At 64.5% G+C, this 12,565-nt stretch carries 10 protein-coding genes; 4 read left to right on the top strand and 6 right to left on the bottom strand.

Annotated elements, in window-relative coordinates:
- Positions 1 to 57: 57 nt before the first annotated feature.
- Together gbdR and AC1ZV1_RS29925 are read right to left on the bottom strand one after the other, a co-directional pair.
- A complete protein-coding gene (gene gbdR, locus AC1ZV1_RS29930; protein WP_024766695.1) occupies positions 58 to 1,164 on the bottom strand; it encodes a choline metabolism transcriptional regulator GbdR in 1,107 nt (368 codons plus the stop codon).
- Positions 1,165 to 1,547: 383 nt separating this feature from the next.
- Positions 1,548 to 2,924 carry an L-serine ammonia-lyase gene (locus AC1ZV1_RS29925; RefSeq protein ID WP_484294914.1) on the bottom strand — a complete coding sequence of 459 codons (1,377 nt, stop codon included), beginning with the start codon at positions 2,922 to 2,924 and terminating at the stop codon, positions 1,548 to 1,550.
- A gap of 338 nt (positions 2,925 to 3,262) precedes the next feature.
- Between AC1ZV1_RS29925 and AC1ZV1_RS29920 the strand changes: the two genes are divergently transcribed.
- The 4 genes from AC1ZV1_RS29920 to choV all read left to right on the top strand — a co-directional run bounded on the left by AC1ZV1_RS29920 (position 3,263) and on the right by choV (position 7,456).
- The gene (locus AC1ZV1_RS29920; protein WP_484294913.1) at positions 3,263 to 4,201 is read left to right on the top strand and encodes a choline ABC transporter substrate-binding protein; all 939 of its coding nucleotides are present in this window, start codon (positions 3,263 to 3,265) and stop codon (positions 4,199 to 4,201) included.
- Between the two features lie 238 nt (positions 4,202 to 4,439).
- Complete coding sequence (locus AC1ZV1_RS29915) at positions 4,440 to 5,378, top strand: choline ABC transporter substrate-binding protein (protein ID WP_484294912.1); 939 nt, start codon at positions 4,440 to 4,442, stop codon at positions 5,376 to 5,378.
- A gap of 54 nt (positions 5,379 to 5,432) precedes the next feature.
- On the top strand, positions 5,433 to 6,272 hold the full coding sequence (gene choW / locus AC1ZV1_RS29910) for a choline ABC transporter permease subunit (protein WP_015479715.1): 840 nt from the start codon (positions 5,433 to 5,435) through the stop codon (positions 6,270 to 6,272).
- A gap of 5 nt (positions 6,273 to 6,277) precedes the next feature.
- Complete coding sequence (gene choV, locus AC1ZV1_RS29905; RefSeq protein ID WP_484294911.1) at positions 6,278 to 7,456, top strand: choline ABC transporter ATP-binding protein; 1,179 nt, start codon at positions 6,278 to 6,280, stop codon at positions 7,454 to 7,456.
- 127 nt (positions 7,457 to 7,583) lie between these two features.
- On the opposite strand, the gene AC1ZV1_RS29900 is transcribed toward choV, so the two are convergent.
- The 4 genes from AC1ZV1_RS29900 to AC1ZV1_RS29885 all read right to left on the bottom strand — a co-directional run bounded on the left by AC1ZV1_RS29900 (position 7,584) and on the right by AC1ZV1_RS29885 (position 12,410).
- Positions 7,584 to 8,594, bottom strand: coding sequence for an alpha/beta fold hydrolase (locus AC1ZV1_RS29900; RefSeq protein WP_484294910.1), 1,011 nt, complete (start codon positions 8,592 to 8,594; stop codon positions 7,584 to 7,586).
- A gap of 134 nt (positions 8,595 to 8,728) precedes the next feature.
- Complete coding sequence (locus AC1ZV1_RS29895) at positions 8,729 to 9,598, bottom strand: helix-turn-helix transcriptional regulator (protein ID WP_484294909.1); 870 nt, start codon at positions 9,596 to 9,598, stop codon at positions 8,729 to 8,731.
- A 53-nt stretch (positions 9,599 to 9,651) separates the two neighbouring features.
- The gene (locus AC1ZV1_RS29890; protein ID WP_484294908.1) at positions 9,652 to 11,070 is read right to left on the bottom strand and encodes an aminotransferase; all 1,419 of its coding nucleotides are present in this window, start codon (positions 11,068 to 11,070) and stop codon (positions 9,652 to 9,654) included.
- Positions 11,071 to 11,306: 236 nt separating this feature from the next.
- Positions 11,307 to 12,410: a polyamine ABC transporter substrate-binding protein gene (locus AC1ZV1_RS29885; RefSeq protein ID WP_484294907.1), complete on the bottom strand. Its 1,104-nt coding sequence runs from the start codon at positions 12,408 to 12,410 to the stop codon at positions 11,307 to 11,309.
- Positions 12,411 to 12,565 lie beyond the last annotated feature (155 nt).

Below are 12,565 nucleotides of genomic sequence, written 5' to 3'. Positions count from 1 at the left end.
ACAGGCATGAAAAAAGGGAGGCCGTCGGGCCTCCCTTCGGGTTTCGGAGAACGCGCCTCAGAGCACCCGCACGCTGGCGAAGGTGGATTCGCCCTGGGCCTGGCTGAGGGCCGAGATGGCCGAGGAGTTGGGCATGAGGGCCAGATCCTGCGGGATGGGCATGACCATGACCGGTTGGCCGATCGGCTGGCCCTGGCGCTCGTCGCGCGGCGGAATGCCGAAGTACTCGCGGTAACATTTGGAGAAGTGCGGCGTGGAGACGAAGCCGCATACCGAGGCGACTTCGATGATCGACATCGAGGTCTGCTTCAGGAGCTGGCGTGCGCGGATCAGGCGCAGCTTCAGGTAGTAGCGAGACGGCGAGCAGTGCAGGTACTTCTGGAACAGGCGCTCGAGCTGGCGGCGCGAGACGTTGACGTAGACGGCCAGTTCGTCGAGGTCGATGGGCTCCTCGAGGTTGGCTTCCATCAGCGCGACGATTTCCTGCAGCTTGGGCTGGTTGGTGCCAAGCATGTGCTTGAGCGGCACGCGCTGGTGGTCCTGCTCGTTGCGGATGCGTTCGTAGATGAACATCTCGGAGATCGCCGCCGACAGCTCGCGGCCGTGCTCGCGGCCGATCAGGTGCAGCATCATGTCCATCGGCGCGGTGCCGCCGGAGGAGGTGAAGCGGTTGCGATCAATGGAGAACAGGCGGGTGCTCATGGCGACGCGGGGGAAGGCTTCCTGCATGGCGGCCAGGCATTCCCAGTGCACCGAGCAGTCGTAGCCGTCGAGCAGGCCGGCGCGGGCCAGGGCCCAGCTGCCGGTGCACACGGCGCCGAGCTTGCGGCCCAGGCGCGCCTGGGCCTGGAGGAAGGTGGTGTGTTCGCGGGTGACGCTGCGCTGGATGCCGACACCGCCGACCACGATCAGGGTGTCCATCTGCGGGGCGCTGTCGCAGGCTGCGTCGGGGGTGATCTGCAGGCCGTCGCTGGCCCAGACCTGGCGGCCGTCGAGGCTCAGGGTGTGCCAGCGGTAGAGTTCGCGTCCGGACAGCTGGTTGGCCATGCGCAGCGGTTCAACCGCCGAAGCCAGGGAGATCAGGGTGAAGTTGTCCAGCAGCAGGAAGCCGATGGACTGCGGAGCTCGGTTTTGCGGGGGAACTCCGGGGTTGAACGCGTTCATTCAGTCACCTCACGCTAGTCACAGTCGCCTCACGGGAGGCGTTTCTTATGCTTGTTGTTCTGTTCGGGAATCAGCCTCGGGGGGTGGCCCGGGCTGTTCCTCTGTTCTCGCTGCCTATGACAAGGCAAATGCCGTGCCTAGGTTGAATGGGCGTTCAATTAAAAAAGAAAACGGCATGGGAATGCCGTTTTTGCAGGCCTGGATTGCGACGCCTCGAAGGTCGCAAATGCGCATGGATCGTGGCCTGGGGTTTTTGGTAGCACTCACCGGTCACAGGGCCGGCGGTGCTGTGACCGGAACGGTAACGCCTCAGGTGCCGTCGGGACGGGCGTACCGTTTGCGCCATCAGGGGGCGCGCCGTGGCTGGCGTGGTCGATTGCGGGTCAGCACTCGATGATGCTGACGGCCAATCCGCCGCGCGAGGTTTCCTTGTACTTGTCGTGCATGTCGGCGCCGGTGTTGCGCATGGTGCGGATCACCTGGTCGAGGCTGATGAAGTGCTGGCCGTCGCCGCGCAGGGCCATTTGCGCGGCGTTGATGGCCTTCACCGCGGCGATGGCGTTGCGTTCGATGCAGGGCACCTGGACGAGGCCGCCGACCGGGTCGCAGGTCAGGCCGAGGTTGTGCTCCAGGCCGATTTCGGCGGCGTTCTCTACCTGTTCGGGAGAGGCGCCGAGCACTTCGGCAAGGCCGGCCGCGGCCATGGCACAGGCGGAACCGACTTCGCCCTGGCAGCCGACTTCCGCGCCGGAGATGGAGGCGTTCTTTTTGCACAGGATGCCGACGGCGGCGGCGGCCAGGAAGTAGTGGGTGACGTCGTCGTCAGTGGCGTCGGGGTTGAAGCGCATGTAGTAGTGCAGCACCGCCGGGATGATGCCGGCCGCGCCGTTGGTGGGCGCGGTGACCATGCGCCCGCCGGCGGCGTTTTCCTCGTTGACCGCCAGGGCGAAGAGGTTGACCCATTCCATGGCGGAAAGGGTCGAGCCGATGACGTTGGGCTTGCCGATTTCCTGCAGGTTGCGGTGCAGGCGCGCGGCGCGGCGCTGGACGTTGAGGCCGCCGGGGAGGACGCCTTCCTGGCTCAGGCCGTTGTTCACGCAGTCGCGCATGGCTTGCCAGATGACCTTGAGGCCTTCGCGGATGTCGGTTTCGCTGCGCCACATGCGCTCGTTGGCCATCATCAGCTCGGACACGCGCAGGTTGTGGCGGCGGCAGAGCATGAGGAGTTCAGCGGCGCTGGCGAAGTCATAGGGCAGCACGGTGTTGTCGGTATCGAGGCTGCCGGAGGCGGCCTGTTCCTCGTCGACCACGAAGCCGCCGCCGATGGAGTAGTAGGTGTCGCTGTGCAGTACGTGGTCGCCTTCGATGGCGGTCAGGCGCATGGCGTTGGGGTGGTAGGGCAGATTCTCTTCGAGCAGGCGCATGTCGCGGATCCAGTCGAAGGGGATCGCCCGGTTGCCAGCCAGCAGCAGTTCGCCGGATTCTCGCAGGGCCGCCATCCGCGGCTCGATCTGGCGCGGGTCGATGCGGTCCGGCCATTCGCCCATCAGGCCCATGATCACCGCGCGGTCGGTGCCGTGGCCGACGCCAGTGGCGGACAGCGAGCCGTACAGGCGGACTTCCACGCGGCTGGTGCGTTCGAGCATCTGCCGCTCGCGCAGGGCGCCGACGAACAGCGCGGCGGCGCGCATGGGGCCGACCGTGTGCGAGCTGGAAGGGCCGATACCGATCTTGAACAGGTCGAACACACTGATTGCCATGCCGGACTCCGGGCGAGCTGCACATCCATGAAGGAAGGGGATGAGTAGGCACGTCCCTGTGCCCGCGATGCCCGGCCATGATCGACCCAAGTCCGGCGCCGGCTGCGTCCATCGGCGACGCGGCCGTATCCAATAACGCCGCGCGCGTGCCCGGACGGGGCAGGGCGCGGGGCTGCCTGTTCCGGGGCCGACGAAAGCTTGCCTCTTTACGACGCCAGCGCCGCGAACCACGACCGGTCGATAGGCGTGGGCGGTTGTGCTGTTCCATGATCCGCCACCGACGAACGGCCGCGTTCGCCCGTGTCCACCCCCATTCTCCGCAGTCAGAGGCTGGTCTCATGAAGAGTCTTGTGTCGTCGCTGTTGGCGTTATCCGTGGTACTACCGGGCGCTGTGCGCGCCGCCGAACCCGAATCCTGCGCCGTGGTGCGCTTTGCCGATGTCGGCTGGACCGACATCACCGTGACTACCGCGGTGACCCGTCTGGTGCTCAGCCACCAGGGCTACCGCACGCAAGTGGTGCGGCTGTCCGTGCCGGACACCTACAAGGCGATGTCGGAGAAGAAGATCGACGTGTTCCTCGGCAACTGGATGCCGAGCATGGCGGGTGACATCAAGCCCTACGCCGACAACGGCTCGGTAGAGACGGTGAAAGCCAACCTCGAGGGCGCCAAGTACACGCTGGCCGTGCCGCGCTACGCCTATGAGGCGGGCCTGAAGACGTTTGCCGATATCGCAAAATTCAAGGAGCAGCTGGGCGGACGCATCTACGGCATCGAGCCGGGCAACGACGGCAACCAGCTGATCCAGAAGATGATCAGGGAAAAAGCCTTCGGCCTGGGCGACTTCAAGCTGGTGGAGTCCAGCGAGGCCGACATGCTCGCGTACGTCAAGCGAGCCGGGGCCTTGAAGCAGCCCATCGTGTTCCTGGGATGGGAGCCGCACCCGATGAATACCCGACTCCAAATGAACTATCTGGAGGGAGGGGATTCCTACTTCGGTCCCAACTATGGCGGTGCGACGGTCTTCACCAACGTCAGAGCAGGCTATCTTCAGGAGTGCCCCAATGTCGCGCGGCTGCTGAAAAACCTGAAATTCGACCTGACGATGGAGAACCAGCTGATGGATGCGGTGCTCAACGAGCGACGCAATCCCCGCCAGGCCGCCAAGAGTTGGCTCAAGGCCAACCCGCAGGTACAGGACAGCTGGCTGCAGGGTGTCGCTCCGAGCTCATCGGGCGTGGCGCCAGGGGGCCAGAAAACCGCCGCCATGGATTGATCCGGGCCTCTGGAAGTCGCTGGAAACGGGCCTTTCCACTGGATGCGACATGGCTGGTGCTGAATACGACTTCGCCTGCACTGGATGCGACCCACCCGGTATGCGACGAAATTTTCCTGCTCCATGATCGTTTACGAAATGACAACAAAAGGGTCCGCCCCAGGCCCCAACCATAATTCCGACCGCCGCGCCCCAAAGGGGCCGCGCCGGCGCCCCAACCCCGCAGAGGAGTACGCTCATGAAAGGTTGCAAGTCTTTGCTGCTGGCTGTGTCCCTAGGTGCGCCGCTGGTGGTTCAGGCCGCTGAACCTGAGTCGTGCGGCACGGTTCGCTTCTCCGATGTCGGCTGGACCGACATCACCGTGACCACCGCTACTACCCGTCAGGTGCTTGAGTCGCTTGGCTATACCACCAAGGTAACCATGTTGTCCGTGCCGGTGACCTACAAGTCGCTGGCGAACAAGGATCTCGACGTCTTTCTCGGCAACTGGATGCCGAGCATGGCCAACGACATCAAGCCTTACGCCGACAATGGCTCGGTAGAGACGGTGAAAGCCAACCTCGAGGGCGCCAAGTACACCCTGGCCGTCACCCAGGCCGCCTATGACGGCGGGCTGAAGTCCTTCGCCGACATCGCCAAGTTTGCCGACAAGCTCGACAACAAGATCTATGGCATCGAGCCGGGCAACGACGGCAACCGCCTGGTCCAGGGCATGCTCGACAAGAACCAGTTCGGGCTGGGCAAGTTCAAGCTGGTGGAGTCCAGCGAGGCCGGCATGCTGTCGCAGGTCGGGCGTGCTGACCGTCGCAACCAGTGGATCGTGTTCCTGGGCTGGGAACCGCATCCGATGAACACCCGCTTCAAGATGAAGTACCTCGAAGGCGGGGACGACGTGTTCGGTCCCAACTACGGCGGCGCGACCATCTACACCAACGTTCGCAAGGGCTACGTCCAGGAATGCGCCAACGTCGGCAAGTTGCTGAGCAACCTGACCTTCACCCTGGACATGGAAAACAAACTCATGGACGCCGTGCTCAACGGGGGCAAGAAGCCCGAAGAAGCGGCAAAAGCCTGGTTGAAGGACCATCCGGAACTGCTCGACGCCTGGCTCGCCGGCGTGACCACCCGTGACGGCAAACCGGCCTTGGCGGCAGCCAAGGTGGCATTCGCGAAATAAGAGCCGAAGTAATTGCCGTTGGCCGATTCCTCAAGCTTCTGATGGGCCCGCATTATGTTTCTGACTGACCACAAGCTACCGCTGGGCGAGCATATCGCCGCCTTCGTCGACTGGCTCACGCAACACGGCGCGTCGGTGTTCGACAAGATTTCCGACACCCTCGAGTTCCTCATCCACGGCGTCACCAACAGCCTGCTCTGGTTCAACCCGCTGGCGCTGATCGCACTGATGGTCTTCCTGGTGTTCTACATCCAGCGCAGCTGGGGACTTGCCGTATTCGCCCTGGCCTCGCTGCTGCTGATCCTGAACCTGGGGTACTGGCAGGAAACCATGGAGACCCTGGCGCAGGTGATCTTCGCCACGGTGGTGTGTATCGCCATCGGGGTGCCGCTGGGCATCCTGGCGGCGCACAAGCCCTGGTTCTACACCGCACTCCGGCCGCTATTGGACCTGATGCAGACGGTGCCCACCTTCGTCTACCTGATCCCCACCCTGACCCTGTTCGGCCTGGGTGTGGTGCCGGGTCTGATCTCCACGGTGATCTTCGCCATCGCCGCGCCCATCCGCCTGACCTGCCTGGGTATCCAGGACGTGCCGGCGGAACTGATGGACGCCGGCAAGGCCTTCGGCTGCTCGCGCTGGCAATTGCTGACGCGCATCGAGCTGCCGCACGCCATGCCGAGCATCGGCGCGGGGATCACCCAATGCATCATGTTGTCGCTGTCGATGGTGGTTATCGCCGCGCTGGTGGGTGCTGATGGCCTCGGCAAGCCGGTGGTCAACGCGCTCAACACGGCGGACATTTCCCTCGGCTTCGAGGCCGGTCTGGCCATCGTCCTGCTCGCCATCCTGCTCGACCGGGTGTGCAAGCAACGTTCGCTGCGGGGGAGGTAAGTACTATGTCGGCGATTCGATTCGAACATGTGGATGTGATTTTCGGCACCCACACCAAGGAAGCGCTCAAGCTGCTGGACCAGGGCCTGGGACGCGAGGAGATCCTCAAGCGCACCGGCCAGGTGCTGGGTGTCGAGGATGCCTGCCTGGACGTCAATCGCGGCGAGATCTGCGTGATGATGGGGCTGTCGGGCTCGGGCAAGTCCAGCCTGCTGCGCTGCATCAACGGCCTCAACCGGGTCAGCCGCGGCAAGCTGCTGATCGAGCACGAGGGCCAGCAGGTGGATATCGCCAGCTGCTCGCCGGCGACGCTCAAGACCATGCGCACCAAGCGCATCGCCATGGTGTTCCAGAAGTTCGCGCTGATGCCCTGGCTGACCGTCGCCGAGAACATCGGTTTCGGCCTGGAGATGCAGGGCCGCCCGGCGAACGAGCGGAAAAAGGTAATCGACGAGAAGCTCGAGCTGGTCGGCCTGTCGCAATGGCGCGACAAGCGCCCGGACTCACTCTCCGGCGGCATGCAGCAGCGCGTCGGCCTGGCCCGCGCGCTGGCCATGGATGGCGACATCCTGCTGATGGACGAACCCTTCTCCGCGCTGGACCCGCTGATCCGCCAGCAGCTGCAGGATGAACTGCTGGTGCTGCAGCGCCAGCTGCACAAGACCATCGTCTTCGTCAGCCACGACCTGGACGAGGCGCTGAAGATCGGTACGCGCATCGCGATCATGAAGGACGGCCGCATCATCCAGCACGGCAAGCCCGAGGAAATCGTGCTCAGCCCGGCGGACGACTACGTGCGCACCTTCGTCGCCCACACCAATCCGCTCAACGTGCTGTGTGGCTCCAGCCTGATGCGTGGGCTGGACCAGTGCCGCCGCCAGGCCGACGAGGTGTGCTTCGACCAGGGCCGCGACTGCTGGCTGGGCCTGACCGAGACCAATCAGATCAAGACCGCGCGCCAGGGCAGCAACATCATCGACCTGCAGCAATGGCGCCCGGGCGACCCGGTGGAGAAGCTCAAGCACGAGCCGACCCTGGTGGACGTCAGCATCCGTATGCGCGACGCGCTGCAGATCCGCTACCAGACCGGCCACAAGCTGGTCCTGCAGGAGCAGAGCCGCGTCGTCGGCGTGCTCGGCGACAGCGAGCTGTACCACGCGCTGCTGGGCAAGAACCTGGGCTGATTCTTCGCCCGAATGAAAAACGCCGGCTCCCTGCGAGGGGAGCCGGCGTTTTTGTTGGCGAGCGTCCTGTAGGAGCGGGCCATGCCCGCGATCGCGCCCTTGGGGCGCTTCTACAGGGCCATGCAGGTCAGTGCTTGAGATCCGCCAGCCCTTTGAGCAGCGCCTCATGGAAGCGCTTCGGGTCCTGGATCTGCGGCGCGTGGCCCATGTCGTCGAATTCCACCAGGGTCGCGTTGGGGATGGCCTTGGCGGTCGCCTTGCCCAGTTCGGCGTAGTTGCCCAGCTTGGGTTTCAGGTCGTCCGGGGCCAGGTCCTTGCCGATGGCGGTGTTGTCCCTGGTGCCGATCAGCAGCAGGGTCGGCATCTTCAGTTGGCCGAATTCATAGACCACCGGCTGGGTGAAGATCATGTCGTAGAGCAGCGCCGAGTTCCACGCCACGCGCTCGTGGCCGGCGCCGTTGAACAGGCCGGCAAGCATGTTCACCCACTTGTCGTATTCGGGCTTCCACTGGCCGGCGTAGTAGGTCGCCTGCTCGTACTGGCGGATGCTCTCGGCGCTGGTCTTCAGCTCGCGCTCGTACCACTGGTCCGGGGTGCGGTAGGGCACGCCCAACGCCTTCCAGTCTTCCAGGCCGATGGGGTTGACCATCGCCAGCTGCTCCACCTGCTGTGGGTACATCAGCGCGTAGCGGGTGGCGAGCATGCCGCCGGTGGAATGGCCCAGCAGGGTGATCTTGCCGATTTTCAGGTGATCGAGCAGGGCGTGGGTGTTGGTCGCCAACTGCTGGAAGCTGTACTGGTAGCGCTCGGGCTTGGTGGACTTGCAGAAGCCGATCTGGTCCGGCGCTACCACGCGGTAACCGGCATCGCTCAGGGCGGCAATGGTGGTTTCCCAGGTGCCCGCGCAGAAGTTCTTGCCGTGCAGCAGCACCACGGTGCGGCCGTTGGGCTGCTTCTTGGGCTTCACGTCAATGTAGGCCATGTGCATGTGATGGCCCTGGGACGCGAAACTGTAGTGACCGACCGGGTAGGCGTAATTGAAACGCTCCAGTTCCGGACCGTAGGTGGGTTTGGATTCGGCGGCGTGCAGCGGCAGGGCGGCGGCCAACAGCAAGGCGGGTAGCCAGCGGCGGGGCATCGGGTAGCTCTCCTGGTGGTGGGGCACGGGTCAGACAGCGGGAATTGCCATAGGTTGGCAGATTTCCGGGTGCTTCGCCGCATCGGTTGGTATCGAAAACCGTACCGTCGTGCGCGCCGCGGGAGCGGCGGGTGTCAGGCCGCGCTCACGCCTCCGGTCAGCCAGTCGATGAACAGCGAGAACAGCTCGGCCTGGGAATTGATCGCCAGCTTGGTGTAGAGGTGTTTGCGGTGCATGCGCACGGTTTCCGGCGAGATATCCAGCACCCGCGCACTGGATTTCACCGAGTGACCGCGCAGCAGCAGGTGGGCGATCTCCCGTTCGCGCTCGGTGAGCCGGTCGGCGCCGAAATTCATGAAGGCGGCGCGGATGTGCCGGTTCAGCGGGGCCTGGTCGTCCGGCGCACTGACTTTCACGCCACGTCCGGCCAGTAGCAGGTCCAGCCCGCCATTGCGTTCGAACTGGCGGAACAGCTCTCGCACCAGCGGCAGGGCGGTGGCCAGCAGGTCCAGCTGGGTTTCGCTGAAGCGCGCGCCGCTCTCGCCCTGGTACAGGCACAGCGAGACCTTGCGCGCCTCGCCCAGGTCGATGATGAAGTGACAGTCCTCGGTGCAGCCGAACTTGAGGTAGTAGGTCTTGTAGTACTCGCTGGCGAAGAAGTCGTCCGGCGCGATGTCGGCCAGCGGGTAGAAGCCTTCGGTGAGGCCGTCTTCCATGGCCAGGCAGAAGGGGTCGAGCAGGTAGCCGCGGGCGTAGTAGCGATCGACCAGCGCCTCGTGATGTTCCGGGTGGACGCCGCGATGGTAGAGCGGCTGCGGTGGCTGGCCGCGCTGTTCCAGGCCGAGCATCACCGATTCCACCGGCACCAGGCAGCCGAGGGCATCGGCCAGGCGTTCGACGAAGACGACTTCGCCCACGCTGGCCAGGGCGCGTGCCAGCCCCGCATGCCAGGCATGCAGGGCCGGTGCGTCGGAGGTTTCGCTCAGCGCCTGGGATTCGCTCATGTCCGGCAGTCTAAAGGGCTGCCGGGGTGTAGGCAAAATCCTCGGATCGATCATCAGTGCCCCGCGTAATCACCGCTGCGCTTGAGGTCTTCGGCGGCCTCGAGGATCGACTCACGCAGGGTGTCGACGATCTCGTCGACCTGCGCACGGGTGATGGTCAGCGGCGGCGACATCACGTTCAGGTGCACGATCGGCCGCACCAGCAGCCCCTTGGCCTGGGCGCGCAGGTGGATCTTCTCGCCGATGTTCAGCGCCTCGGGGAAGAGCACCTTGCTGCGCTTGTCGGCGACGAACTCGACGCAGGCCATCAGTTTCTGGCAACGCACGCTGCCCACCAGCGGCAGGTCGGCCAGCTCCTGCAGACGTTGCTCCAGATAGCCGCCGACGTCCTTCACGTGCTCCAGCAGGTTCTCACGCTCGATGATCTCGATGTTCTTCAGCGCCGAGACGCAGCTCACCGGGTGCCCGCTGTAGGTGAAGCCGTGGGCGAAGCAGCGGCCCTTGTCGGCTTCGCCGATCACCTTCCAGATACGGTCGGAGAAGATGCACGCGCCCAGCGGCAGGTAGCCGGAGGTCAGGCCCTTGGCGGTGGTGATGATGTCCGGCTGCATGCCGAACACGTCCTCGGAAGCGAAGAAGGCGCCGAGGCGGCCGAAGGAGGTCACCACCTCGTCGGCGACGTAGAGCACGTCGTACTTCTGGCACACCTGCCACATGCGCTGGTGGTAGCCCTTGGGCGGGATGATCACGCCGCCCGAGCCCATGATCGGCTCGGCGAAGAAGGCGGCGACCTTGTCCTGGCCCAGTTCGAGAATCTTGTCTTCGAATTCCTTCACCAGGAATTCGAGGAAGTCGCCTTCGGTCATCCCTTCCGGCGCGCGGTAGGGATTGGGGCAGGAGATGTGGTGGATGACGTCCTTGAGGAAGTCGAACTCCGCCGGGTGGTCGGCGACCTTGCCGCCCAGCGACATGGTGAGGAAGGTCGAGCCGTGATAGGCGTTGATCCGGCTGATGATGTGCTTCTTCTCATGCTTGCCGCGGCAGTTCTGGTAGTACTGGATCAGCCTGTAGGCGGTGTCCACGGCGGTGGAGCCGCCGGTGGTGAGGAACACGTGGTCCAGATCGCCCGGTGCGAGTTCGGCGAGCTTCTCGCAGAGCTGGATGGCGGTGACGTTGGCCATGTCGCAGAAGGGATTGGAGTAGGCCAGCTGGCGTACCTGGTCGGCGATGGCGTCGGCCATTTCCGCGCGGCCCAGGCCGATGTTGGTGCACCACATGCCGCCCACGGCATCCAGGTAGCGATTGCCCCTGGTGTCGTAGATGTAGGCGCCCTCGCCGGCAGCGATGTTCAGCGCACCGTTGACCCGGTGATCGTCGAACACGTGGTAGCCGTGCATGTAGTGGGCTTTGTCGGCGGCGACCAGCTGCTCGTCGTTGAACTGGGCGAAGAAGGCTGGGGTTGGGGTGGTCATCTGCTTTACCTCGGACTTTCGTTATTCGGCTGGGCGTTCTGCCCTCTCCCTAACTCTCCCTTCAGGGAGAGGGGACTGTTCGGAGTGCGTGGGGACTCCGAACCTCCTTGTGGATCGTGTTGCTCGTTACGTTCAGGATGCCGCCGTGATTTGCGGCGACTCCGCTTGGCCCCCTCTCCCTTCGGAGCGGGGCGCGCAGCCAGGGCTGGGGAGAGGGGGCTTTGGGTCTTGCGCCATCAGGTCCCGGTCTTCACCGCGTTCCAGGTACGGGTGATCAGGCGGGTGGCCTTGGGGTTCTGCACTTTCTGGGTGAACAGCCGGGCGCGGGTCTCGGCGTCGGGATAGATCGCCGGGTCGTTGCGCACTTCGGCGGCCAGCAGCGGAGTGGCGGCGGCGTTGCTGGAGGCGTAGCGGATGTAGTCGGCGACACCGGCGGCCACCTTGGGCTGCAGCATGTACTCGATGAACTTGTGGGCGTTTTCCACGTGCGGCGCGTCGGCCGGGATGTAGAAGTCGTCGAACCAGATCAGCGAGCCCTCCTTGGGCACGAAGTAGCCCAGCTTGACCTTGGCGCCGGCTTCGTCGGCGCGGGCCTGGGCGGTGGCGTAGTCGCCGGACCAGGTCATCGCCATGCACTGGTCGCCGTTGGCCAGGCCGTTCAGGTAGCTGGTGGAGTCGAACTTGCGGATGTACGGGCGGATCGCTTGCAGCAGGTCCTGGGCAGCCTTGAGGTCCTCGGGCAGCGCGCTGTTGGGGTCGCGCTTGAGGTAGGCCAGGGCCAGCGGAATCACGTCGGTGGGCGAATCGATGATGGTCACGCCGCAATCGGCGAATTTCGACACGATCTTCGGATCGAACAGCATCGCCAGCGAGCCGATGGGCGCGTCGGGCATGCGCTGCTTGATCTTGTCGATGTTGTAGGTGATGCCGTTGCTGCCCCAGGTGTAGGGCGCCGAGTACTTCACGCCCGGATCGTAGTGGTCCAGGTGCTTGAGCACGTCCGCATCGAGGTTGTTCCAGCTGGGCAGCCTGGACTTGTCCAGCGGCTGGAAGACACCCGCCTTGAGCAGCGGCGGTACCAGGGCGGCGTTGAGCACCACCAGGTCATAGCCCGAGCGGCCGGGCAGCAGTTTGCCCTGCACGGTCTCATACGAGTCGAAGGTGTCGTAGACCACCTTGATCCCGGTTTCCTTCTCGAAATCGGCGACGGTGTGTTCGCCGATGTAGTCGGTCCAGTTGTACAGCCGCAGCGTTTTCGCGCCGGCGGCATCCTCCCCGTGACCCAGTGCCGGCAAGGTCGCCAGCGCCGCGCTGAGTACTGCTGCGAGCGTTTTCTGCATGTCAGTCCCACCTTTGATTTTGTTATGGATTGGAGATGTCGCGGATGAAGCCACTCTCGGCCAGGGCCGGTTTGCCGGCCATTCCCCGAACGGGTAGGTAAGGCTGGCGTCCTGTCGAACAATCGTTCAGATTGGCCACCTGAAACCTGAGGAGC

It is taken from the genome of Pseudomonas sp. BB438 (genome assembly GCF_057180225.1).
This window is presented reverse-complemented; position numbering and strand designations above follow the sequence as displayed.